Source organism: Sphingosinicella sp., assembly GCF_041916975.1.
In the GTDB taxonomy this organism is placed as follows: domain Bacteria; phylum Pseudomonadota; class Alphaproteobacteria; order Sphingomonadales; family Sphingomonadaceae; genus Sphingosinicella.
On sequence record NZ_JAYRYK010000001.1, the window covers coordinates 1,737,643 to 1,760,213 of the forward strand.

21 protein-coding genes are annotated in these 22,571 nt (G+C 64.6%); 8 read left to right on the forward strand and 13 right to left on the reverse strand.

Annotated elements, in window-relative coordinates; genetic code table 11:
• Positions 1–2 precede the first annotated feature (2 nt).
• Positions 3–227 (forward strand): 30S ribosomal protein S18, encoded by a 225-nt coding sequence (gene rpsR / locus ACE3TJ_RS08135; protein ID WP_121050826.1) that lies wholly within the window; start codon positions 3–5, stop codon positions 225–227.
• Positions 228–248: 21 nt separating this feature from the next.
• Positions 249–845: a 50S ribosomal protein L9 gene (gene rplI / locus ACE3TJ_RS08140; RefSeq protein ID WP_374599350.1), complete on the forward strand. Its 597-nt coding sequence runs from the start codon at positions 249–251 to the stop codon at positions 843–845.
• Positions 846–908: 63 nt separating this feature from the next.
• Here the strand turns inward: rplI and ACE3TJ_RS08145 are convergent, their stop codons facing one another.
• The 9 genes from ACE3TJ_RS08145 to ACE3TJ_RS08185 all read right to left on the reverse strand — a co-directional run bounded on the left by ACE3TJ_RS08145 (position 909) and on the right by ACE3TJ_RS08185 (position 12,821).
• Complete coding sequence (locus ACE3TJ_RS08145) at positions 909–1,514, reverse strand: DUF938 domain-containing protein (protein ID WP_374595608.1); 606 nt, start codon at positions 1,512–1,514, stop codon at positions 909–911.
• A gap of 35 nt (positions 1,515–1,549) precedes the next feature.
• Complete coding sequence (locus tag ACE3TJ_RS08150; protein WP_374595609.1) at positions 1,550–2,716, reverse strand: dipeptidase; 1,167 nt, start codon at positions 2,714–2,716, stop codon at positions 1,550–1,552.
• Between the two features lie 161 nt (positions 2,717–2,877).
• On the reverse strand, positions 2,878–3,993 hold the full coding sequence (locus tag ACE3TJ_RS08155) for a hypothetical protein (protein ID WP_374595610.1): 1,116 nt from the start codon (positions 3,991–3,993) through the stop codon (positions 2,878–2,880).
• A 5-nt stretch (positions 3,994–3,998) separates the two neighbouring features.
• Entirely contained in the window at positions 3,999–5,039 is a 1,041-nt protein-coding gene (locus ACE3TJ_RS08160; protein WP_374595611.1) for a DUF1611 domain-containing protein, read from the reverse strand.
• 22 nt (positions 5,040–5,061) lie between these two features.
• Positions 5,062–7,242 (reverse strand): TonB-dependent receptor, encoded by a 2,181-nt coding sequence (locus ACE3TJ_RS08165; protein ID WP_374595612.1) that lies wholly within the window; start codon positions 7,240–7,242, stop codon positions 5,062–5,064.
• 36 nt (positions 7,243–7,278) lie between these two features.
• Positions 7,279–8,427, reverse strand: coding sequence for a dipeptidase (locus ACE3TJ_RS08170; RefSeq protein WP_374595613.1), 1,149 nt, complete (start codon positions 8,425–8,427; stop codon positions 7,279–7,281).
• A gap of 87 nt (positions 8,428–8,514) precedes the next feature.
• Positions 8,515–9,798 (reverse strand): amidohydrolase family protein, encoded by a 1,284-nt coding sequence (locus ACE3TJ_RS08175; RefSeq protein WP_374595614.1) that lies wholly within the window; start codon positions 9,796–9,798, stop codon positions 8,515–8,517.
• Between the two features lie 27 nt (positions 9,799–9,825).
• Positions 9,826–10,836 carry a dipeptide epimerase gene (locus ACE3TJ_RS08180; RefSeq protein ID WP_374595615.1) on the reverse strand — a complete coding sequence of 337 codons (1,011 nt, stop codon included), beginning with the start codon at positions 10,834–10,836 and terminating at the stop codon, positions 9,826–9,828.
• Positions 10,836–12,821, reverse strand: coding sequence for a serine hydrolase domain-containing protein (locus ACE3TJ_RS08185; RefSeq protein ID WP_374595616.1), 1,986 nt, complete (start codon positions 12,819–12,821; stop codon positions 10,836–10,838). Before ACE3TJ_RS08185 ends, ACE3TJ_RS08180 begins: the two co-directional genes overlap by 1 nt.
• A gap of 181 nt (positions 12,822–13,002) precedes the next feature.
• Here ACE3TJ_RS08185 and ACE3TJ_RS08190 point away from each other — a divergent pair, with 181 nt between their 5' ends.
• From ACE3TJ_RS08190 to ACE3TJ_RS08200, 3 genes are read left to right on the forward strand one after another with little or no spacing between them, the layout of a single operon-like run.
• Entirely contained in the window at positions 13,003–13,647 is a 645-nt protein-coding gene (locus tag ACE3TJ_RS08190) for a helix-turn-helix domain-containing protein (protein ID WP_374595617.1), read from the forward strand.
• Between the two features lie 42 nt (positions 13,648–13,689).
• Positions 13,690–14,688: a ligase-associated DNA damage response exonuclease gene (locus ACE3TJ_RS08195; protein ID WP_374595618.1), complete on the forward strand. Its 999-nt coding sequence runs from the start codon at positions 13,690–13,692 to the stop codon at positions 14,686–14,688.
• Positions 14,688–16,259 carry a cisplatin damage response ATP-dependent DNA ligase gene (locus ACE3TJ_RS08200; RefSeq protein ID WP_374595619.1) on the forward strand — a complete coding sequence of 524 codons (1,572 nt, stop codon included), beginning with the start codon at positions 14,688–14,690 and terminating at the stop codon, positions 16,257–16,259. The genes ACE3TJ_RS08195 and ACE3TJ_RS08200 overlap by 1 nt, the downstream gene beginning before the upstream one ends.
• A 7-nt stretch (positions 16,260–16,266) precedes the next feature.
• Here ACE3TJ_RS08200 and ACE3TJ_RS08205 read toward each other — a convergent pair whose 3' ends face one another.
• The 3 genes from ACE3TJ_RS08205 to ACE3TJ_RS08215 form a co-directional block, all read right to left on the reverse strand.
• Positions 16,267–17,070 carry a sterol desaturase family protein gene (locus tag ACE3TJ_RS08205; RefSeq protein WP_374595620.1) on the reverse strand — a complete coding sequence of 268 codons (804 nt, stop codon included), beginning with the start codon at positions 17,068–17,070 and terminating at the stop codon, positions 16,267–16,269.
• A 1-nt stretch (position 17,071) separates the two neighbouring features.
• On the reverse strand, positions 17,072–17,512 hold the full coding sequence (locus tag ACE3TJ_RS08210; RefSeq protein ID WP_374595621.1) for an EF-hand domain-containing protein: 441 nt from the start codon (positions 17,510–17,512) through the stop codon (positions 17,072–17,074).
• Positions 17,513–17,612: 100 nt separating this feature from the next.
• Positions 17,613–18,014, reverse strand: coding sequence for a hypothetical protein (locus ACE3TJ_RS08215; RefSeq protein ID WP_374595622.1), 402 nt, complete (start codon positions 18,012–18,014; stop codon positions 17,613–17,615).
• 170 nt (positions 18,015–18,184) lie between these two features.
• Between ACE3TJ_RS08215 and ACE3TJ_RS08220 the strand changes: the two genes are divergently transcribed.
• The gene (locus ACE3TJ_RS08220; protein ID WP_374595623.1) at positions 18,185–18,901 is read left to right on the forward strand and encodes a response regulator; all 717 of its coding nucleotides are present in this window, start codon (positions 18,185–18,187) and stop codon (positions 18,899–18,901) included.
• A gap of 5 nt (positions 18,902–18,906) precedes the next feature.
• Positions 18,907–20,247, forward strand: a complete 1,341-nt coding sequence (locus ACE3TJ_RS08225) for a sensor histidine kinase (RefSeq protein ID WP_374595624.1) — start codon at positions 18,907–18,909, stop codon at positions 20,245–20,247.
• Here ACE3TJ_RS08225 and ACE3TJ_RS08230 read toward each other — a convergent pair.
• Positions 20,213–20,794 (reverse strand): PadR family transcriptional regulator, encoded by a 582-nt coding sequence (locus ACE3TJ_RS08230; RefSeq protein ID WP_374595625.1) that lies wholly within the window; start codon positions 20,792–20,794, stop codon positions 20,213–20,215. The genes ACE3TJ_RS08225 and ACE3TJ_RS08230 overlap by 35 nt on opposite strands.
• A 112-nt stretch (positions 20,795–20,906) precedes the next feature.
• Here ACE3TJ_RS08230 and ccoN point away from each other — a divergent pair, with 112 nt between their 5' ends.
• A complete protein-coding gene (ccoN, locus tag ACE3TJ_RS08235; RefSeq protein WP_374595626.1) occupies positions 20,907–22,565 on the forward strand; it encodes a cytochrome-c oxidase, cbb3-type subunit I in 1,659 nt (552 codons plus the stop codon).
• The last annotated feature ends 6 nt before the right edge of the window (positions 22,566–22,571 follow it).

Sequence of the window (22,571 nt, forward strand, 5' to 3'; positions counted from 1 at the left end):
CGATGGCACGCCCGTTTTTCCGTCGCCGCAAGACCTGCCCGTTCAGCCGGGCCGATGCGCCGAAGATCGATTACAAGGACGTGCGCCTGCTGCAGGGCTTCGTCTCCGAGCGCGGCAAGATCGTGCCGAGCCGCATCACCGCGGTTTCGGCCAAGAAGCAGCGTGAGCTGGCCAAGGCGATCAAGCGCGCCCGCCACCTCGGCCTGCTGCCGTTCCTCGTTCGCTAAGGAAGGATAAGACCCATGGCTATGGACATCATCCTGCTTGAGCGCGTCGAGAACCTCGGCGGCATCGGCGACGTGGTTTCGGTGAAGCCCGGCTACGCCCGCAACTTCCTGCTGCCGCGCGGCAAGGCGCTTCGCGCCAACGACGCCAACAAGGCGAAGTTCGAAGCGAACCGCGAGCGCATCGAGAAGGAAAACGCCGAGAAGCGTTCCGGCGCTGAAACCGACTCGAAGAAGCTGAATGGCGCGAAGATCGTGCTGATTCGCGCTGCTTCGGACGCCGGTCACCTCTACGGCTCCGTCGCCGCGCGCGACATCGCCGACGCGCTGACCGAAGCAAACGGCATCGCCGTTCACAAGAACCAGGTGGTGCTGAACACGCCGATCAAGGCGCTCGGCATTCACAAGGTCCGCGTGGCGCTGCACCCGGAAGTCAGCATCGAGATCGAGGCGAACGTCGCTCGCTCGAACGACGAGGCCGATCTGCAGGCGCAGGGCGTCGACGTGCTGGCCGACATGTTCGAAAAGGACGTGAGCGGCTTCACCGAAGAGCGCGACCCGAACCTCGAGCCGGGCGAGTTCGCCGCCGAGGCCGAGGCTGAAGGCGAAGCGAACGCCTGACATCGGGCTTCGTGACGAAAAAGGAGCGGCGCGGGGGCAACCTGCGCCGCTCTTTTTTTGTGGTCAGCGTTTGCGGAAGATGAGCGACAGGTTGTTTGCGGGCATTTCCACGAACGCTTCGAAGACGAGCCCGTGCGATTCGGCCTCAGCCTGCACGTCCTCCAGCATTCTGAGGCCCCAGCGCGCGTCGCGGCTTTTCAGTTCGGCATCGAAGGCTTCGTTGCTGGGCGCGGTCGGCGCATCAGCGCGGCGGAACGGCCCGTAGATGTAAAGGAGGCCGCCACAGGCAAGACGCTTGCCCACGCCCCGCATCAGGCCCTGCGTGGCCTCCCACGGGCTGATGTGCAGCATATTGATGCAGACCGCGGCATCAAAATCGTCCACGGGCCAGTCTTCCGCCGCCGCATCGAGCGCAAGCGGTGCGCGCACGTTCGGCAGGCCCTCGGCCTCAGCCCATGCGGCGATCGATTCGCGCGCTTCCGGCGACGGATCGCTCGGCTGCCAGACGAGATCGGGTCGCGCCTGCGCGAAGTGCACGACATGCTCGCCCGTTCCGCTCGCGACTTCGAGCACCAGCCCCGCTTCGGGCAGCAGCGGCCCCAGCACCTCCAGAATCGGATCGCGGTTGCGCGCGGTTGCGGGGGCGAAGCGGCGGCGTGGCGGCGACATGTTCGGCATCGCCTGCTGATAACAGAAAAAGCGGATCAGCGCCGCGCGGCGTTTTCCTCTGCGAGGCGCAGGACGCGGAGCACGTTGCCGCTCCAGATTTTCTCGATGTCCGCATCCGAGAAGCCCTCGGCGCGCAGGCGCTCGGTGACCTTGGGAAGGCCGCCGATATCCTCGAGGCCCTTGACGCCGCCGCCGCCGTCCCAGTCCGCGCCGATGCCGACATGGTCGACGCCCGCCACCTTGATGATGTGGAGCAGGCTTTTCATGAAGGCTTCGAAATCGGTGTTCTGGATCGGCATCACCGCATCAAGCGCGCGCGTTTCGCGCGTCAGCTTCGCCTGTTCCTCCGGCGTCATCGTGCCGATGTGTTCGAGCTGCGCGAAGAGCGCATTGCGTTCCGGCGTGAAGTTCATCGTCGCGAGGAACACGGTGGTGACGCAGATCACGCCGCCCGCTTCGGCAAGCTTGCGAATGCGCGCGTCATCAAGATTGCGGGGCTGATCCGAGATCGTCTTCGAACCCGAGTGCGACAGAATGAGCGGCGTCTTCGACAGCGCCAGCATCTGATCGAAGGCGGCATCCGACGAGTGGCTGCCATCGATCACGATGCCGAGCCGATTCATCTCCGCCACCCACTGACGCCCGAGCGGGCTGAGGCCGTTCCACTGCGGCGTGTCGGTGGCGGAATCAGCGAACTGGTTGTTCTTGCTATGCACCGGCCCCGCCAGACGCACGCCGAGATCGTAGAACGTCTTCAGCAGCGAAAGGTCTTCGCCGATCGGGTAAGAATTCTCGATGCTGAGCCAACCGAAGCGCTTGCCCGCGGCATCCATGCGCTTCGCATCCGCCGCGGTCGAAATGAGCGCGATACGATCCGGGAACTTCGCCAGCGTCGTGCGGATGAGATCGGCGCGGCCGAGCGCGAATGCTTTCGCCTTGGCAAAACCCTCCGGCGTCACCGGGCCCTGCTCCGTGTAAATCACGAAGAAGCCGCCATCGAGATCGCCTTCGTCCATGCGGCCCAAATCGACCTGAACGAGATCGGTATCGTAGCTGTGCTTGTCGCCGAAGCTCCAGCCCTGGCGCGCGAAGTGCATCGGCGTATCGAGGTGCGTATCGAGCGTCAGCGTGCGCTGGTGCAGCGTTTCGGCATGCGCCGGCACCGCGGCGGCGAGGAGGACGGAGGCAAGAATACGCTTCATTTCAAATCTCCCTTTTCACCGCAGCGAACGGCTTGCCGGTCGATCGGATCCGATAACATCGTCCCGGATCGACCGGCACACGCTCGCCGAGTTTCGAATCCCGAGGCCCTGGGACAGCGACGGGTTATCGCCCTCGGCGATCGCGATGGATGCAGCAGTGTTCACGCCGTCACGGTTCGGTTCCCGAGAACACGCACGATGCCGAGCGTCAGCAGCGGAACGACGAACACTGCAAGCATGATGTAACCAAACGCGCTGTAGCCCGAGGCGATCAGATCGATGAGGCCGATGCGTGCCGCCACGAACGCGCAGCCTACGAGGACGGCGACCGAAATGCCAAGGCGGGCGACCGGTGAGAAGCTGCTGCCGCGCGCTTCAACGACGCCCGCGATACGCTCGTTGAGCGCATTCACGATGCCGACGCCGGTTTCAAGCAGTGCGCAAAAGATCATCAGCTGGAACACGATCTGCAACCAGGGCGCATCCATGCGGCGCAAAAGGAAATCGGACGGCAAGGCCACGGAAGAAATCTCGGGATAGAAGGCGACCATACAGAGGAAGAAAGCGATTGCCGGAATCATGGCAAGCGGACCGGCAACGGTACCTGCGATCACCGCGTCGCGCGGACGCGTGAAATTCGGCACGAACGAGAGCACGGCAACCGCGCCGATCACGTTGTAGCTGGCGTAGGTGAGACCGCCCGTGACCCAGCCCGTCGTCGGCACATCGAGCGCCAGCGCCGGCATGATCTGGTTTCCGAACGTCGAGAGCGCGAGGACGAGGAATATGGCATACGTGACGTAGATGAAGGTCGAGGCATATTTGAACACATGCTCGATACCCGCATTGCCGAAGCTCGCCGTCGCCGCGATCGAAACGACGAGGAACAGCGTGCCCACAATTTGCGGCAAACCGAATACCTCCGCACCGATCGTGCCCGCCGCCGCCGCGACCACGGCAAGCACGAGCACCAGCAGCATCAGATAGGCGATCTCGAACACGACCCAGCCGGGGCCGAGCAGCGCCTTGAAGAAAGTGCGGTAGTCATAGACCGCGAAACGATACGAAAACAGGAACGTCACCGCGCACACGGCGCTCCAGACGAACATGGCGAGCAGGATGCCCATGAGCCCGCCGAACGGGCCGCTGCCCAGAAAGAATTCGGCAAGCTCGCGGCCCGTTGCATAGCCGCCGCCGATGACAACGCCCTTGAAGACGAGACCCGGAAGCAGAAAACGCTGGAACCACGACGGCTGTGTGGTTGTCGTGGTTGTCATCAATTTTATCCCAGGCAGTTGTCGACAAGTTTCTGGAAAGCGGCTCCACCGCGGATGGGGTCCGCGACCGGAAGGCCGAGACGCTTGCTTTCGGCTTCCATGAGCGCGTCAGCCTCGGCGGCGTCCATGCCGCTGGTGTTGAATGCGATACCCGCGCAGCGGATCGCCGGATTGGTGCGACGCCCCAGCAGCAGGTTGAGCTCGATCGTCTCTTCAAGGCTCGGGATCGCATAACCCGGCGCGCCGATGATCTCCGCGCGCCCCGGCTGGTGACACACGACGATCACGTCGGGCTGGCTGCCATGCAGAAGGCCGAGCGAGACCGCCGCATAGGCCGGGTGGAACAGCGAGCCCTGCCCTTCGATCACGTCCCAATGGTCCGACGCCGCATCCGGGCTCAGCACCTCGGCCGCGCCCGCCTCGAAGTCCGAAACCACCGCGTCCATCGGGATGCCGCCGCCCGCGATCATGATGCCGGTCTGGCCGGTGGCGCGGAAATCGGCGTCGACGCCGCGCTCCGCGAATGCGTTTGCGAGTGACAGCGCCGTGTATTTCTTGCCGAGCGCGCAGTCCGTTCCCACCGTCAGCAGGCGCTTGCCCGTCCGCTTGCGGCCGGTGCCCACCGGCAGACCCGCCGGCGGGACGCGCACGTCGATCAGGCGCCGTCCGTGCTTCGCCGCCGCCTCTGCAAGCTCAGGGACATCCCCGAGCCGAACGTGCATCCCGCTGATAAGATCGAGGCCGGCCTCCAGCGCTTCCACGAGCGCGGGCACCCACGACGGCGCAATGCCGCCGCCGCCCGGCGCAACGCCGATCACCATCGAGCGGGCGCCCCGCGCATAGCCTTCCGCAGGCGTCAGCTCAGCCAGACCCGCCGTCACCGTTCCCGCCGCAAGCCGGTACTCCCCCACGCACTTGTCGCCCGCCCAGTCGCGAAGACCAAACGCCGTCTTCGCGTAACCACTTTCTACAGTGTCCCCGAGAAACAGCAAATACGGGGTCGGAAGCCGAAGCTGGGCATTACCGGGGAAAGACGACATGTGCATGGGGACCAGTCTGTTCTCTTGGCTAGAATGAAAGATCGAGCGCAACACCGATGGTTCGGGGCTGCAGCGGGATCATGTTTTGATAAGCGGGGACGTTGAAGGCGTTGCGCGTATACCCACGCGAGGTAGCAGCCTCCTTGTCCAGAAGGTTGCGTGCATAGAGACGCACAGTCCAGTGCTCATCGACGGTAACGGCGGCGTTGAGATCAACCGCCGTATAGGCATCCGACCAGAGGGCATCCGGAGCACTGCTCGCTGCCGAAAGAATCTTGCCCATGCGGCGGACACCACCGCCGATCTTGCCTTCCAGACGATCGCTGATCGCGAAATTATAGTCGGCAGAGAAGGAACCGCTGAACTTCGGCACATTCTGCAACCGGTCGCCGTCGACAGCATTGATTTCCGGAGCATCGGCTTCAAATGTCGCATCGGTGTACGCACCATTCAGGCCGAGCGTAAGACCGGCCACCGGACGCCACGAGAGCGAACCTTCAATACCCTTACTCAAAGCCTTCGGGCCATTGGTTTGGCCGGTAACACCGCCGAAGTCCTGAATGATCTGGATATCCTTCCAGTCCATGTAAAACGCGGCAACATCGACCGAAAGCGAACGAGCAAACAGGTTGGCCTTGAAACCGACCTCGTAGTTGACGAGCGTATCGGCATCGACCTGCGGCGGCACGCCCGGGAACGTGACGTTCGGACCACCCGGGCGATAGCCGTTGGCGACGCGCGCGTAGATCATCGCATCGTCGTTCAGGTGGAACTGCGGGCTGATGCTGTAGATGAACACATCTTCCTTCGACGAGCCCGGATCATCCGCAAAGCCAATGAACGGGCCATCGCTGATCTGACGGAACTTCTGCTTGTTCTGCGCCCAGCGAACGCCGGCCGAGAGATCAAAGCTGCCGAAACGGAGCGTCGCGTTACCGAAGATCGCGTATTCCTTGAACGTCGACGGTAGCGAGACCACGGCGCCGGGATCGAAATCGTTCGGGGTGCCATCGAAATTCAGCGTGCGCACGAGCTGATGGTTCGAGCTGTCTTCCTTGGTGTAGAAGCCCCCGATCATCCATTCGAACGCGCCGCCGGACGGCGACGACAGCCGGATTTCCTGGGTGAACTTTTCAAGACCGAGGTCAAGGATGAACGGGGCAAGTCCCGCCGGGACGTCGGGATCGAGAAATGGGTAGATAATTCCGAAGACCAGCGATGCATCCTGCACACTGTGCGTATTCGTTTCGCTGTATGTCGTCGCCGAACTCAGCGTCGCGAAATCGAGATCATAGTCGATCGACGCAGAGTAATAATCGATGCTCTTGCGGAAGGGCTCATGAACGAAATTGTTGTTTGACCAGCCGTTTCCGTCTGGCACCCCGTCAACGTCGGCCGTGAGCGTGTTCGTCCCTTCGGCACGAATCGACTGCCAGATACCACCGAGGCGCACCGAAAGAACATCGCTCGGTTCCCAGAGCAGGCTCAGACGCCCGCCGGTCTGCTCGACATCGTTCTGATCCTTGAGATCGGCATTGTTGATCGTGTCCGTGTAACCCGGCGTCTTGCGCCACGCGAAGCTCGCCGTCATTCCGAGCTTACCTTCGACGATCGGGATGTTGGCCATCGCCTGCGTCGCCCAGCCCGGATTGCCGGCGTGGTTGATCGCGAACAATTCGCCGCCCGCCTTGAAGCTGAACTTCTCGAGGCTCGGCTTCACGGTGACGTACTTCAGAAGGCCGCCGATCGAGCTGGCGCCGTAGAACGTACCCTGCGGACCGCGCAGCACTTCGATACCCTGAATGTCATAAGGCATCAGATCGAGCGAATAGGTTGCGCTCCGCGCGTAGAGGCTGCTCGAACCTACCGGCGCGTCATCGAGATAAATGCCCACGGACTGCGCAGAACCCACGGGCGCAATACCGCGCAGCGAGATCGTCGAGGTGCCTGGCTGACTCGAGAGCACCGTGAGGCCGGGCACATAACCACCGTATTCGACAAGCGATGCCGCGCCCTGCGCCCGCAGGTCTTCGCCCGAAAGAACGCTGATCGAGATCGGCACGTCCTGCAGGTTTTCCGTGCGCTTCTGCGCGGTCACGATGATTTCACCGGCCTCGACATCCGCTTCCTGCGCCGATGCGAACGATGCTGAAAATACAAGTCCAATCGCTGTTGTGACGGCGAGTGCGCCGCGCGTATGTTTTTTCATTATCCCAGTCCTCTCCCTGCTTTTTTCGCCCGGGCTTTATGCCCAGGTCGCACCCAACAGCCGCCTGAAATTCCCCCCCAGGACGGCAGTGATGTTCTCGTTCGAATATTTGCGGCGAATGAGTTCCTCGACGAGATCGTAGGTCTTCATCGGGTGGTCGAAGCCGTCCGTGTCGATCTTGTCGCGGAACGCGTAGCTCGACTTGTAGCCGGCCTTCAGCATCGCATACTGATCGGCGGGCATGTCGTCGTAGCCGTTGAGATCGGCATCCGATCCGACGCCGACATGATCGATGCCGATCAGCTTCACGACGTGATCGATGTGATCAACCATGTTTGCGATCGTCGTCGGCTCCTTTTCGCTTACGAACATGCGCACGCCGGTGATGCCCATCACGCCGCCCTTGGCGCCGAGCGCCTTGATCGCCTCGTCCGTCTTCACGCGCGGGTGATTGACGAGCGCGCGGCAATTGCTGTGCGTGATCGCGATCGGCTTCGGTGAAATGGCGATGGCGTCGAGCGTCGTGCGATCGCCGCAGTGCGAGACATCGACAAGCATCCCGACCTTGTTCATCGCCTCGATGATCGCGGCGCCGAAATCGGTGACGCCGCCGTCGACACGCTCCGTACTGCCCGAGCCGAGCAGGTTCTGGCTGTTGTAGGTGAGCTGCGAGCAGCGCTGGCCGATCTCGTAGAACGCCTTCACGTCCTCCACTTTGCGGAAGTGCTCGGAATTCTGGACGCCCATGATGACGGCGCATTTGCCCTCGCGCTTGGCGCGATCGAGATCCTCGGCCTTGCCGACGAGCGAGAACACGTGCGCGTTGCGTCCTGCAAAGCCCTGCCACGCGGCAATCCAGCCCAGCGTTTCCGAATAGGCTTCTGGCCCGCCCGTGCCGACGGCATTGTGGAAGCCGGTGATGCCGCTCGCGCGGAAATCGGCGGCGTCCTTCTCGCTCAGCGGGTTTGCGTAATATTCGGAGCGGAAATCGATCTTGAGCGGCGCAAGCATATCGATGACGAGCGACTGCTTGACGAGATCGACGGCCCGCTTCGAATAAGCCTTCGTTGCCGCGGCGTGAGCGCGGAACATGCCTGTGTTGATCATCGGAAAACCCGTCACGGCTGCTGCCGCAACTGCGCCGCCCATCAGCTGACGCCGCGAAACCCCGGGCAATGACGCCATCGCCGCTCTCCCTGTCCGAACATGTTTTATCCCAATCAGGATTATCAATCCTGATTGGAAAATTGTCAATCAGCTAACGCCAAACCTTCACTGCGCGAGCTTGGCCACCGTGCCGCCCTTCATCACGAAGCTCGTGGTTTCAAGCGCGCGAATGTTGGTGAGCGGATCGCCTTTCACGGCGACGATATCCGCTGCCTTGCCCGGCGTAAGTGTGCCGATCTCGCTGGTGAGACCGGCATGGTCCGCCGCCGAGACCGTCGCCGCGCGGATCGCCTCGAGCGGGGTCATGCCCGCTTCCACCATCAGCGCGAACTCCTGCGCGTTGTCGCCGTGCGCGGAGACGCCGGAATCGGTGCCGAACGCGATCTTCACGCCCGCCTTGTGCGCGCGGCGCAGCGCATCGACCATGAGCGGCCCGACCTGACGCGCCTTGGCGCGCACCGGCGCGGGCATCCATTCCGCCGTTTCGGCGCGCTTCTTCACCGTGTCGCCGGCAAGCAGCGTCGGCACGAGATAGCTGCCCTTCGCCTTGAAGAGCTTGATGGATTCAGCGTCGAGGTAGGTGCCGTGCTCGATCGAATCGACACCCGCACGGAGCGCGGCGTTGACGCCGTCCGTGCCGTGCGCGTGGGACGCGACCTTGCGCCCAAGCCGGTGCGCGGTTTCCACGATCGAAGTGAGTTCCGCGTCGCTCATCTGCTGGCCGAGGCCGGCAGCGGTGTTGGACATGACGCCGCCCGTGGACGCCGTCTTGATGACATCGGCGCCGCTCTGAATGGCCTGACGCACGGCGCGCGCGCAATCGTCCGCGCCCGAGCACAAGGTCGGCGAGCGGTAGAGATCGAGAATTTCCTGACGATAGCCGTGGATATCGCCGTGGCCGCCGTGTGCCGCGACGCCGCCCGCCGCAATGATGCGCGGACCTTCGACCTTGCCCGCCGCGATGGCATTGCGAAGTCCGTATATGGCCTGAGGCTCGCCGCCGAGATCGATCACGGTCGTGAACCCGGCACGCAGCGTGCGCCCGGCGAAGACGACGCCGTCGAACGCCGAATCCGTCGCGGATTTGCTGAGCGCTTCGCTGCGTTCGTTGGGGTTGGATTCGCCCGTGATGTGAACATGGCTGTCGATGAAGCCCGGCATCACGAACGCGTCGCGCAGATCGACGACCTTGCCCTCACCCACATAGCCGTCGCGGATTTCGGCGATGCGGCCATCCTTGACGACGATGGTCTTCGCCGTCTCGACACGGCCGGTGCCGGGATCGGCGAGCAGACGCCCAGCCTGAACGTAGGTGACAGGACTATCGGCCGCGGCCAGCGCCGGAGCCGTCGCGGCCGCAAGCAGCAGCCCGCAAAGAACAGACTTCATGATCTTCCCCTTTTCGATCCGATTGGCTCAGGCGTCCCGGCCCCAGACATTGTCCGGGCAGCGCACATATCCGTCCTCGTAAACGATGCTGGGTTCGCGATCCTTCGCAAGGAAGATCGGCCCGTCGAGATCGACGACATCGCAAAGCTGGCCGACGACATAGGCAGGCGCCATCGCGAGGCTGGTGCTCACCATGTTGCCGACCATGACGCCGAGCCCGAGTTCGCGGGCCTTGCGCGCCATTGCCAGCCCTTCGGTCAGCCCGCCGCACTTGTCGAGCTTGATGTTGACGACATTGAAGCGCCCGACGAGGCCGGGGACGTCGGCGAGCGTCAGCACGCTTTCATCCGCTGCGATCGGGATCGGGCACGAGAAGCCGTCGAGATCGGCTTCCGCGCCCCGGCGGAGCGGCTGCTCGAGCAGCTTCACGTCGGCTTCGACGAGCACCTCGACGAGCGCCGGGAGATCGGCAATGCCGTAGCCCTGATTGGCATCAACGCCGATCCAGCAATCGGGCCGCGCCGCACGCACCGCGCGAACGCGGGCGATATCGTCTTCAAGATCGCCGGTGAGCTTCAGTTTCAGGGCGCGCGCCTGCGCGTATCCAACCGTGGCGCCCTCCGCCATAACTTCGGGCGTATCCGCGCCAAGCGTCATGGTGGTGAGCAGCGGACGCGAGGTTTCGAACCCGGCGATATCCCACACGCTGCGGCCCGTCTGCTTGGCTTCGAGCTCCCAGAGCGCGCAGTCGAGCGCATTGCGCGCGCCGCCAGCGGGCATCAGCGTCTGGAGACCGGTGCGGTCGATGCCGCGTTCGATCTCCGGACGGACGGCTTCGATGGCCTGCAGCATCTCAGGCACATTATCACCCAGATAGTAGACGCCGGAAGCCTCTCCCCGCCCCGAATGGACGCCGTCGGAAAGCGTGACGACGACCAGATCGGAGTGGGTGAAGACGTGCCCCGAGATCCTGAACGGCTTCGCCAGGGGCAGGGATTCGACAGCAACTTCAAGAGAAAGGCTTCCGGCAACCGACATTAGAACTGAACTCCAAAGCTGATGAGATGGAAGGCGAACGCGGCCCATAGGATCACGACCGCAGCGACAAGGACGAGAATGCTCCACAGCTTGGAGAACCAGCCGCGACGACCCGTCCAGACGAGGAGCAGGTTCCATGCCGCGACGGCGACCATGCCGATGAAGCCAATCGTGCCGACGATCTGCAGCAGATAGACCGCCCAGTCCATAGCGCCGCCAAGCAGACTGAAGTCCGACATCATCGAGGCGATCGTTGCCGCCCAGCCGATGAGCACCAGCGTCACCACCGCGGCGAAGCCGCGAACGAGACGGAAGGCCTTCAGCTCCTTGCCGGCAAGGGCCAGCTTTGCGCCGTAACGGCGGCGCGCAATGGCGCCGATCGGCCAAGACAGCGCGGTGAGGCCGAGGATCACGAGACCCGCGATCACACCGGGTGTCAGCCAGCCGGGCGAGGCGTACCACACCGGTCGCTGCAGCATCATAATGGCCGAGATGGCATCGATGCTGACCCAGTCGACCTTGCCGTCCTTGAGCTTGGCGGCGAGACGGCCGTGGCCGCCGACCTCTTCCCAGACGAAGGGCGCTGTTTCCACCCACTTCGAATCCTCGCCGCCGATGTTCTTGAACGGCAGGACGAGATTGCCCTTGTCGTCGACGCCGATCTTCATGCCGCCCGCAAGGTCGAGCGCCTTCATGAAGCTCGATTCCGGCCGGCGCGAGCTGATGTAGGTACCCGCCAGCATCTTGGCGTGCTCGGCCGCAGTCTTTTCATCGACGCCAGCCTTGATCGTGCGCTCCATCGGGAAATACCGATCGGCGAAACCTTCGAACAGCGTGCTGCGGATGGGGCTCGTCACCCCCTCCTTGCCCGAGCTGTTCATCGAAATGTAGATGCCCACGTTCTCTTTCGGGAACAGCATCAAATCGGAATGGAACCACTGCGTATCGCCGCCGTGGCCGATCGCCATCTGCCCATTGATCTGCTGTTCGTAGAAGCCGAGCGCCATGCGGTTGAGCGGCGGCAGGATGGTGAGCGTCGTGGTGTGCATCAGCTTCGCGGTCTCTGGCGAAAGCAGCGGCCCGCCGTTCGCGAGGTGCGCGATCATGAACTTGCCCATGTCCGCGCCGGTCGAAGCGAGGCTGCCAGCCGGTGCGGCATCGATGACTTCGTACGGCTTCGGATCGCCAGAGGCGGTCGCGTAGCCTTTCGACATCAGCGGCTTCAGCTTTTCCGGAAGCGGCTGGCGGAAGCTGGAATGCTCCATGCCGAGCCGGCCGAAGATGTTCTGGTCGATGTAGTCATCGAACGACATGCCCGACGTGCGCTCCACAATGTACCCGGCAAGCGCGGTGGCATAGTTGGAATAGGCGGGCGTCGTGCCGGGTGCGAAGATGCGGTGCGGCGTCCACCGCTTTAGCGTCTCGCCGAGAGGCGCGCCTTTCTCTTTGGCGGATATCAACCCACGCACCGACTCTTCGAAGCCGGCCGTATGCGTCATGATGTTGCGCAGCGTCACCGGCTTGCCTTCATATGCCGGGATCTTGAAATCGAGGTAGGTGTTGACGTCCTTGTCGAGATCGAGCTTGCCTTCCTGGACGAGCTGCATCACCGCCGTCCAAGTAAACAGCTTCGACACCGAACCGGGTCGGAACATCGTCTTTTCCGGGTCAACCGGCGTGCGCTTGGCGACATCCGAATAGCCGTAACCGCGCTGCGTCAGCACCTGGCCGTCCTTCACGACGACGACGACGGCACCCGCGACGGCACCCCGTGCCAGCGCATAAGGCATGTAGCCGTCGAGCCATGCATCGACATCGGCCTTGGTAAGCGCCGGTGCGCCCGGCACCGGGATCGGCACGGCGGGCGCCGAAGCCGTTACCGGCAAGGGATTGACGGGTACGGGCGCAGGCGCGGGCTGGGCCAGCGCGGGCTGGGCGATCAGGGCGACCGCTCCTGCAAACAGAGATTTCAGTGAACCTCGCATATTCCCCCTCCAGAACTCATGTTGCCGCAGAGCAGCATGTTGGATTGCGTGTTTAACGCGGACGAGATACCGTGCGCGCGAACACGTTGTTTTGTCCCATGCAGGCAATAATGATCCTATTTAGAAAATTGTCAAACAGCATGATGCGAGAAAAGCCGTCGCGCGGCATGGGAGAGCCGGCATGAAACCGGACAAACCGACCCTCGGCACGCTGCTGCGCGGGCTTCGCACCCGCAACGACTGGACGCTCAAGGAAATGAGCGAACGGAGCGGCATCCCCGTCTCCACGCTCTCCAAGGTCGAGCACGACCGCCTGACGCTGACCTACGACAAGCTGCTGCAACTCAGCCAGCGCCTCAACATACGCATGTCGGAACTGTTTGCCGAGGAAGACCCGCAGGAGGCCGCCGCAGTCACCGGGCGCCGCAGCATCGGCAGCCAGGACCGCGCGATTCGCGTGAAAACGAACAACTACGACTACTTCTATCTGTGCACCGAGCTCAGGCGGAAGCGGATGATCCCGCTGGTGACGCGCATCCGCGCCAAATCCGTGAAGGAGTTCGGCGAGCTGGTACGGCACCCGGGCGAAGAGTTCGTCTACGTCATCGAAGGCCGCATGGTCGTTCATACCGAATATTATGACCCGATCGTGATCGAGGCAGGCGAATCGATCTACCTCGATTCGAGCATGGGCCACGCCTATGTCGTGGGCGAAGGCTTCGACGAGGCGCTGACCATCGGTGTCTGTTCGGCTGCGGAGGGCGACCTCATGGATTCGTTGATGAGCCTGCACGGCGAGGAACCGGGCGGTATCCACGAGCTCTGAGGCGCGACGGAACTTTCCGGCGCCTTCACCTATATAGCGGGTATGGCCCCGCGCTTTTCATGGATCGAAGCCCACCCGACCGGCATCTACCTGCCGTCGGCGGGTGCCTGGATCGATCCCGTCGTCCCGGCCGATCGGGCGATCATCACCCACGGCCACTCGGATCACGCGCGCGGCGGCCACCGCGCCGTGCTCGCGACACGCGAGACGCTCGCGATCATGGAATGCCGCTATGGCCCCCAATCGGGCCAGGCGCTCGGCTACGGTGAAGTCATTCGCATCGGCGACGTCGATCTGCGGCTCGTGCCCGCCGGACACGTGCTGGGATCGGCGCAGGCCGTGCTGGAACGCGGCGGGGAACGTGTGGTCGTCTCGGGCGACTACAAGCGCCGCCCCGACCCGACATGCGCGCCTTTCGAGCCCGTGCCCTGCGACGTGTTCGTCACCGAGGCGACCTTCGCGCTGCCCGTGTTCCGGCATCCGCCGATCGGCGAGGAGATCGCCAGGCTGCTCGCCGCGCAGCAGGCGCAGCCCGACCGAGCAATCCTGATCGGCGCCTATGCGCTCGGCAAGGCGCAGCGCGTGATCGCGGAGCTGAGGCGCCACGGTTACGATCGGCCGCTGTTCATCCACGGCGCGCTCCAGCGCCTGTGCGACCTCTACCGGGAACTCGGCGTCGCGCTGGGCGCGCTTCTGCCCATCTCCGACCTGAAGCCCGCCGCGCTTGCGGGGGAGATCGTCCTCGCGCCGCCCTCCGCGCTGAACGACCGCTGGTCACGCCGGCTGCCCGATCCCATCACGGCGATGGCGAGCGGCTGGATGCGCGTGCGCCAGCGCGCGCGGCAGCGCGGTGTGGAGATGCCGCTCATCATTTCCGACCATGCCGACTGGGATGAGCTTACGGAAACGATCCGTGAAATCGCGCCCGGCGAGGTCTGGGTGACGCACGGCCGCGAGGATGCGCTCGTGCATTGGTGCCGCGAGCGGCAAATCACGGCACGCGAACTCGCGCTCATCGGGCGCGAGGATGAAGACGACTGATGAAGGCGTTCTCGGACCTGCTCGACAGCCTCATCTACACGCGTTCGCGAAACGCCAAACTCGATCTGATCGGTGCATATCTCAAAACGGCTCCGGACCCGGATCGCGGCTGGGCACTCGCCGCGCTCACGGGCGACCTCTCGCTCCCCGCCGTGCAGCCGAGCATCATCCGCGCGCTGATCGCCGAGCGCGTCGACCCGGTGCTCTTCGGGCTCAGCTACGATTATGTCGGCGATCTCGCCGAAACCGTGGCGCTCATCTGGCCGGGCGCGGACCAGTCGGACGCCGCGCCGCCGCGTCTTTCGGAAGTGGTGAGCGAACTGCAGCTTCTGACACGCGCGCAGGCCCCCGCGGTGATGACGCGGCTGCTTGATCGCCTCGATGCGAACGCACGCTTCGCGCTGCTCAAGCTCGCGACCGGCGGAATGCGCGTCGGCGTATCGGCACGGCTTGCCAAGACCGCGTTTGCCGAAGCCTTCGCGCTCGATCCCAACGATGTCGAGGAGGTTTGGCACGCCGTCTCACCACCCTACACGGCACTCTTCGCCTGGGCGGAAGGCAGCGGCCCGCGCCCCGCGCCCGAAGACGCTCCGGTGTTCCGTCCGTTCATGCTCGCCCACCCGCTCGAAGACCGGGACGTCGACCTCTCGGACTACGCCGCGGAATGGAAGTGGGACGGTATCCGCGTGCAGCTCGTGCACGTCGGCGGAGAAACGCGGCTCTACAGCAGGGCGGGCGACGATATCACGCGAAGCTTCCCCGATGTCGCGGAGAGTTACCGGACGCCGGGAGTACTCGACGGCGAACTGCTCGTGCGCGGAGACGTACAGGGCGGCGAGGCCGCAAGCTTCAACGCGCTGCAGCAACGCCTCGGCCGCAAGACCGTGTCGCCCGCGATGCTGAGGGACTTCCCTGCCTTCGTACGGCTCTACGATATCCTCTTCGACGGCCCCGAAGACCAGCGCCCGCAGCCGTGGACGCAGCGGCGCATCCGGCTGGAAACCTTCATGTCGCGGCTGGACCGCGACCGTTTCGATCTGTCGCCGCTCGTCGACGTCCCCGATTTCGCGGCCCTCGAAGAGCTGCGCCTCGGCGCCCGCGATGCGTCGATCGAGGGCCTGATGCTGAAGCGGCGGGATAGCCCCTATGTCTCCGGCCGCCGAGTCGGGCTCTGGTACAAGTGGAAGCGCGATCCGCTCGTGGCGGACTGCGTGATGATGTACGCGCAGCGGGGGCACGGAAAGCGATCGAGCTATTATTCCGACTATACGTTCGGCTGCTGGACTGAGACCGGCGAACTGCTCCCGGTGGGCAAGGCCTATTCCGGCTTCACCGACGAGGAGCTGATGATGCTCGACCGCTTCGTGCGGAACCACACCGTTGCCCGCTTCGGCCCTGTGCGCGAAGTGGAAAAGACGCTGGTGCTGGAGGTTGCCTTCGATTCAGTCCACGCTTCGAAACGCCACAAGTCCGGCCTCGCGATGCGGTTCCCCCGCATCAGCCGTATCCGCACCGACAAGCCAGCGGCCGAAGCCGACCGCATCGAAACGCTGCGCCGCATGGTGCGCTGAACCGTGTTTACACCGGCGGCAGGATCGCGGGGCGCAGGCTCCGGGCCCGCCACATATCCCGGAGCATCAGGCGCCATTCGCCGAAAGCAAGCGTCAGCGGGTTCGCGGTCGGCGCGCGGTGGGCAAGGCCGTAACGGATCGCCTCGCCGTCCATCTCTCTCGCAAGTGTGCCGAACAGTCGGTCGAACACGATGAGCACACCGCCGTAGTTGCGATCGATATAGGCCGGGTTCGAGGCGTGATGCAGCCGGTGGTGTGCGGGCGTATTGAACACCCACTCGATGGGGCCGAGCCGCCCGACCGCTTCTGTGTGCAGGAAGAACTGGTAGCGCAGGTTGAACGCCAGCAGCGTGAAGACGAGCAGCGGATCGAACCCTGCCATCATCAGCGGCACGTAAACGATCCAGCCCGCCGAGAAAAGATTGGTCCAACCGAGTCGGAGCGAAGACAGGAGCGTCATCTGCTCCGCCGAATGGTGTACCGAATGCGTTGCCCACATCCAGCGGATGCGATGGCTGGCGCGGTGGAACCAGTAGTAGGCGAACTCGACCGCGAGAAACCCGGCCGCCCACGTCCGCCAATCGGCAAGCGGCCAGCGGACGAGCGCATGGTCCCATGCCAGGCCGAATACACCGGCAAGCACGAGGCCGTTGAGCAGGCCGAAGGGAATGTTGCCGAGGACGATGCCGAGCGTTGTCAGCGCCGTGCGGGGGTCGTAGCCGCGCCCGCTCCGCAGGCGCCAGAGCGCCTCGGCGACGACGAGCGCGGCGATGAACCCCAACCAGAGCGGTGAGCGCTGGGGCAGGTCCACGTTACTGCCTCCCGGCCTTCATCATCTCGGCCTTGTTGCGGAAGGTTTCGCGCTCGGCCTTGTCCACCTTGCCGTCCCTGTTCGTATCGGCAAGGTCGAACACCGGGGTTGGTGCGGCATCCATCTCGGCGCGGGTCACCTTGCCGTCGCGGTTCGCGTCCGCCTCCGCAATCAGGCGTTCAAGACGTTCGCTGGCTTCCGGGCGAAACTTCAGTATTCGCCCGAAATCATCCTCGCTGACGACGCCGTCATCATTGCGATCGAGGGTATCGAAGCGTGCACTGCGGTTCTTCTGGAACTCGCTGCGGGTGACGACGCCGTCGCCGTTGGCATCGGCCTTGTCGAATGCGGCGCCGCCGTCACCACCGCCCCAGCGCTGCGCGGCAACGGGGGGCGCTATGAGTGTCGCAGCAGCAAGGGCGATCAGAAATCTGCGGGTCATTGAGGCATATCCTGCGAAAAGGGTGGCCGCGCCCCCGGCGGGGGTTGGGGTGAAGGGGGCGCGGCCAGTCGGTCGGAGGGAGAGGTACGGGTCAGGTTCCTCAATCGTCGCGGGTTACGGTCCCGCTCTTGGTTGTCGTTGAACCGTCGCGGTGCGTGCGCGTCGTCGAATAATCGGCACTGCCGTCGCCGTTCGCGGTCGCGGTGGTGCTGCGGCCGAAGGTGGTGCCGCTGTTGGTCGTCGTCGTGCGGCCGCCCGTGTAGGTGCCGTCTTCGACCGATCTGCTGCGCGTGGACGCGTAGCCGCGACCTTCGCCGCCCTGCACCGAACGCGTTACCGCGCTGTTACCCGGCTCGCGCGAGACGCTGCGCTGCTTCACGACGCTGCCGTTTGCGCCCTGCACATTGACGACACGGGTGCGGTCGCGCGCTTCGGCGGGAAGCGCGGCGGCGGTGAGCACGGTCGTGCCGATCGCCGCGAAAACGAGGAGATGTTTCATCATGGGTCTTGCTCCGGTTCTTCAATCGATGCCGACGGCTCATGTCCGTCTGTGCTCGGTGTAGAAGGCTCGCGTAAGCGGCGTGCTGCGGCAAGGTAACGGACGGTAACAAAGTGTAACGGCGCTGCCGTGACCCGTTCCCCTCACCGCGCGGCTGCGGCACAAACGGGCGCATGGGCAGCAGCTTTATCGCCGTCGTCGAGGACGACAACGAAATCCGCGCACTCGTGACCGGGCTTCTCGCGCGCGAGGGCTTCGAGGTTTCGGGTTGCCGGTCCGGCGCGGAGCTCGACCGGCTGATCGAACGCCAGCGCGTCGACCTTGCCGTGCTCGACATCATGCTGCCGGGGGAGGACGGGCTTTCGATCTGCCGCCGCCTGCGCGCCCGGGGTGACGTCGCCGTGCTGATGGTGACGGCGAAGGGCGAGGACATCGACCGCATCATCGGGCTCGAGATCGGCGCCGACGACTATCTCGCAAAGCCCTTCAACCCGCGCGAGCTGGTGGCGCGCGTCCGTGCCGTCCTGCGCCGCACGCGCGAGACGAACCGCGTTTCGGTCGCCGCCCAGCCATCGGAGCGCTACCGGTTCGACGGCTGGGCGCTCGACGTCGGCGCCCGCGGTCTGGCATCGCCCGCTGGAGACTCTGTCGACCTCACCGGCGGCGAATTCGACCTGCTGCTCGCGCTCGTCACGCACCCCCAGCGCGTGCTAAACCGCGACCAGCTTCTAGACTGGACGCGCGGGCGCAGCGCCGGCCCGTTCGACCGCGCTATCGACGTGCAGCTGAGCCGCCTGCGCCGCAAGCTCGGCGATCGCGGCGGCGAGGCGCTTATCAAGACCGTGCGCGGCGGTGGATACCTGTTCGCGGCGAGCGTTGAGCGGGGCTGAGCGGCATGTCCAATCTCGGGCTTCGAATCATCGCAATCCTGCTGTCGGGGTTCGTAATCATTCAGCTTTTGCTGGTGACGGTGACGGCGCTGCCGACACGCGGTGACGACCGGCGGCCCTACAACCTGCCCCGACCCACGGATGTGCGTGTCCTTGCCGAGACACTCGAAACCGCGACGCCCGCACGGCGCACAGAGCTGCTCGATGTGTTCAACGGATCGCTTTACACGCTGAGGCTCGCGCCCGGCATTCCCGCCGGATACGAAGGCGGCCTTCCGGAGCTTCGCGCGAGCTATGCGGCTGCGCTGCCGCACCGCACGGTGACACTCACCTCGCGGCGTCCGCTCATCGGCCGGGCGCTTCGCGAGCAGCCGTGGGCGGGCCGGCTGTTCGCGCCGGTGCAACTGACGGTGGGCCTTTCCAGCGGCGAAACGCTCGTTATCGAAAGCCGCCCCTCGTCCGTCGTTCGCACCTACCTGCGCCGCCGTGCCGTGATGGGTGCGCTCGGCGGGCTGCTGCTGCTCGCGATCCTGACCGCAGCCGTGCGCCGAGCAACCAAGCCGCTCGTCCGCCTCTCGGCCGGGGTCCGCCGCTTCGGCAGCGAACTCGATGCGCCCGACGTACCCGTGGAAGGCGCGCGCGAAATGCGCGAACTCGCCAGCGCCTACAACGACATGAAACGGCGCATCGCCGACCTCGTCGGCGAGCGCACACGCATCCTTGCCGCCGTCGCGCACGACATGCGTACCTACATCACGCGGCTACGGCTGCGCGCCGATTTCATCGACGATCCCGAACAGCGCCGGAAGGCCGCCGCCGATCTTCAGGAAATGTCGGCGATGCTCGACGACACGCTGCTTTTCGCGCGGCAGGACGCCAGCGACGGGCCCGAGCCCCGGCGCCTCGACATCGACGCCGAGATCGAGGCCGTGGTCGCGGTGCGCCGCGAGATGGAGGACACGGTCTGGTTCGACGCAGGCGCAAAGGGCACGGCGGTGCAGCTCTCTCCGCTCGCGTTGCGGCGCATCCTCGCCAATCTCATCGACAACGGCCTGCGCCACGGCACGGCGGTTTCGCTGAGCACGACGCGCGAGGGTGAAACGGTCGAGATCCGCGTCTCCGACAACGGCCCCGGCGTGCCTTCGGCCGCGCTTGCCCGACTCGGCGAACCGTTCGGGCGGCTTGACCCCTCGCGCGACCGCACGACAGGCGGCGTCGGTCTCGGGCTTGCCATCGTCCGCGCACTCGCCGAGCGGAGCGGCGGCACCGTGCGCTTCGCGAACCAGGACGGCGGCGGCCTCCTCGTCTGCCTCAGTTTTCCAGCAGAGCCTCAAGCGCACGAATAGTCTCGTCGCACCATTCGATCTGCGCACGGGCGCCGAGAATGCCGAAATCGAGCGGCGCAAGCAGGTAGATCAGCGTCTTGCTGGTGCGCCCGGCACGGATCGCATCGTCGTAGCCCGCGCGGAACGCCTCGAAGGTCGCGAGTTCCCGGGCGAGCTGGCGCCGGTAGTCCGCAAGGTGGGCGATGCTCACTTCGGGCGAGACATGGCGGCCGAAGAACAGCTTCAGCAGATACTCGTTGCGGATGCCCGCGCTTGAAACAGGCGCGGCGAGCCAGTCCCTCAAGGCTTCCTGGCCGGTTTCGGTAATCGCGTACTTGCGGCTCTGGCGACGTCCATGCCCCTCCACACCCACGCAGGCCACCAGCCCCTCGGCCTCCAGTTTCTGCAGGATCGGATAGATCTGGCCGAAGCTCTCGTTCCAGAAATAGCTGGTGCTGCGCCCGATCGCCTTCTTGATGTCGTAGCCCGAGCGCGGCCCGCCCGCGAGGAAACCGAGCACGGCGAAGGCCGATCGATTCTTGCCCAGGCGCTTGGCGGCGTTCGTCATCTTGTGGGGCGTCTCCGGTTATTTGACGCAGGTCAAGGTCTTGCCGCTCGAAGAGGACCATGTCAGCCTCAGAACTGCGGCATTCATGCCGACAAAACGGCGGGGACCGGTTATGGAATCACTTACTTTCAAGGCCTTCGGCTGGCTGGGCGCTGCGCTCGTCGCGATCATCGCGATCGCGCTTTCAGCCGATCAGGGATTTGCGATCCACATGGCGATCGTCGCGGCGGCGGCACTGCTTGCGCTCGCGGCGACGCTCTCGGGCGCGGACTATGCGTCCGTCGCGCGCGGCATCCTGAAGGCACCCGTGGACACGGGTCGGTACGATGACGATCCCGTCCGTTGGGGCGTGATCGCGACGGTGTTCTGGGGCGTGGTCGGCTTCCTCGCCGGCCTCTACATCGCGCTCCAGCTCGCCTTCCCGGTCCTCAATCTCGGTTTTGAATACACCACATTTGGACGGCTGCGGCCGCTACACACGTCGGCTGTGATCTTCGCATTCGGCGGCAATGCCCTGATCGCGACGAGCTTCTACGTCGTGCAGCGCACCTGCCGCGCCCGGCTCGCCCTTCCCGGCCTCGCCCGCTTCGTGTTCTGGGGCTACCAGCTCTTCATCGTGCTCGCCGCCACCGGCTACGTGCTCGGCATCACCGAGGCACGCGAGTACGCAGAACCCGAATGGTACGTCGACCTGTGGCTCACGATCGTCTGGGTGGCCTATCTGGCAGTCTTCGTCGGCACGATCCTGAGGCGCCGCGAACCGCACATCTACGTGGCGAACTGGTTCTACCTGTCGTTCATCCTGACGATCGCGATGCTGCACATCGTCAACAACCTGTCGATGCCGGTCAGCCTCCTCGGCTCCAAGAGCTACAGCGCCTTCGCGGGCGTGCAGGATGCGCTCACCCAGTGGTGGTACGGCCACAACGCAGTGGGCTTCTTCCTCACCGCCGGCTTCCTCGCGATGATGTATTACTTCGTGCCAAAGCAGGCGGAGCGACCGGTTTATTCCTACCGGCTCTCGATCATCCACTTCTGGTCGCTCATTTTCCTCTACATCTGGGCGGGTCCGCACCACCTGCATTACACCGCGCTGCCCGACTGGGCGCAGACGCTCGGCATGGTCTTCTCTATCATGCTGTGGATGCCGAGCTGGGGCGGCATGATCAACGGCCTGATGACGCTGAACGGCGCCTGGGACAAGATCCGCACCGACCCGATCATCCGCATGATGGTGATGGCGCTTGCTTTCTACGGCATGAGCACCTTCGAAGGGCCGATGCTCTCCATCAAAGCGGTGAACAGCCTCTCGCACTACACCGACTGGACCATCGGCCACGTCCATTCCGGCGCGCTCGGCTGGAACGGCATGATCACTTTCGCGGCGATCTACTACCTGACCCCGCGCCTGTGGAACCGCCAGCGCCTCTATTCGCTGCGGATGGTCAACTGGCACTTCTGGCTCGCGACGGTGGGTATCGTGCTCTACGCCTCGTCGATGTGGGTCGCGGGCATCATGCAGGGCCTGATGTGGCGGGAGTACGGGGACGACGGCTACCTCGTGTACGCCTTCTCCGAGGTCACCGCGGCGATGCTGCCGATGTACCTGATCCGCGCCGCCGGCGGCGTGCTCTACCTCGCCGGTGCGCTGGTCATGGTCTGGAACGTCTGGCTGACCATCGCCGGCAAGCTCCGCGAGGAGAAGCCGATGACCGAAACCCCGTATGACGCCGCGGCGGACCGTCCGCTCGCCCCGCAGCCCGCAGAGTAAGGACGC

What these genes read in the sequence shown, in the direction of transcription:
- ACE3TJ_RS08230 (WP_374595625.1), bottom strand. Translation starts at nt 20,794, where the DNA reads ATGACGAACGCCGCCAAGCGCCTGGGCAAGAATCGATCGGCCTTCGCC.
- ACE3TJ_RS08145 (WP_374595608.1), bottom strand. Translation starts at nt 1,514, where the DNA reads ATGTCGCCGCCACGCCGCCGCTTCGCCCCCGCAACCGCGCGCAACCGC.
- ACE3TJ_RS08185 (WP_374595616.1), bottom strand. Translation starts at nt 12,821, where the DNA reads ATGCGAGGTTCACTGAAATCTCTGTTTGCAGGAGCGGTCGCCCTGATC.
- ACE3TJ_RS08150 (WP_374595609.1), bottom strand. Translation starts at nt 2,716, where the DNA reads ATGAAGCGTATTCTTGCCTCCGTCCTCCTCGCCGCCGCGGTGCCGGCG.
- ACE3TJ_RS08190 (WP_374595617.1), top strand. Translation starts at nt 13,003, where the DNA reads ATGAAACCGGACAAACCGACCCTCGGCACGCTGCTGCGCGGGCTTCGC.
- ACE3TJ_RS08200 (WP_374595619.1), top strand. Translation starts at nt 14,688, where the DNA reads ATGAAGGCGTTCTCGGACCTGCTCGACAGCCTCATCTACACGCGTTCG.
- rpsR (WP_121050826.1), top strand. Translation starts at nt 3, where the DNA reads ATGGCACGCCCGTTTTTCCGTCGCCGCAAGACCTGCCCGTTCAGCCGG.
- ACE3TJ_RS08160 (WP_374595611.1), bottom strand. Translation starts at nt 5,039, where the DNA reads ATGCACATGTCGTCTTTCCCCGGTAATGCCCAGCTTCGGCTTCCGACC.
- ACE3TJ_RS08175 (WP_374595614.1), bottom strand. Translation starts at nt 9,798, where the DNA reads ATGAAGTCTGTTCTTTGCGGGCTGCTGCTTGCGGCCGCGACGGCTCCG.
- ACE3TJ_RS08170 (WP_374595613.1), bottom strand. Translation starts at nt 8,427, where the DNA reads ATGGCGTCATTGCCCGGGGTTTCGCGGCGTCAGCTGATGGGCGGCGCA.
- ACE3TJ_RS08155 (WP_374595610.1), bottom strand. Translation starts at nt 3,993, where the DNA reads ATGACAACCACGACAACCACACAGCCGTCGTGGTTCCAGCGTTTTCTG.
- ACE3TJ_RS08210 (WP_374595621.1), bottom strand. Translation starts at nt 17,512, where the DNA reads ATGACCCGCAGATTTCTGATCGCCCTTGCTGCTGCGACACTCATAGCG.
- ACE3TJ_RS08195 (WP_374595618.1), top strand. Translation starts at nt 13,690, where the DNA reads ATGGCCCCGCGCTTTTCATGGATCGAAGCCCACCCGACCGGCATCTAC.
- rplI (WP_374599350.1), top strand. Translation starts at nt 249, where the DNA reads ATGGACATCATCCTGCTTGAGCGCGTCGAGAACCTCGGCGGCATCGGC.
- ACE3TJ_RS08180 (WP_374595615.1), bottom strand. Translation starts at nt 10,836, where the DNA reads ATGTCGGTTGCCGGAAGCCTTTCTCTTGAAGTTGCTGTCGAATCCCTG.
- ACE3TJ_RS08225 (WP_374595624.1), top strand. Translation starts at nt 18,907, where the DNA reads ATGTCCAATCTCGGGCTTCGAATCATCGCAATCCTGCTGTCGGGGTTC.
- ACE3TJ_RS08220 (WP_374595623.1), top strand. Translation starts at nt 18,185, where the DNA reads ATGGGCAGCAGCTTTATCGCCGTCGTCGAGGACGACAACGAAATCCGC.
- ACE3TJ_RS08165 (WP_374595612.1), bottom strand. Translation starts at nt 7,242, where the DNA reads ATGAAAAAACATACGCGCGGCGCACTCGCCGTCACAACAGCGATTGGA.
- ACE3TJ_RS08215 (WP_374595622.1), bottom strand. Translation starts at nt 18,014, where the DNA reads ATGATGAAACATCTCCTCGTTTTCGCGGCGATCGGCACGACCGTGCTC.
- ccoN (WP_374595626.1), top strand. Translation starts at nt 20,907, where the DNA reads ATGGAATCACTTACTTTCAAGGCCTTCGGCTGGCTGGGCGCTGCGCTC.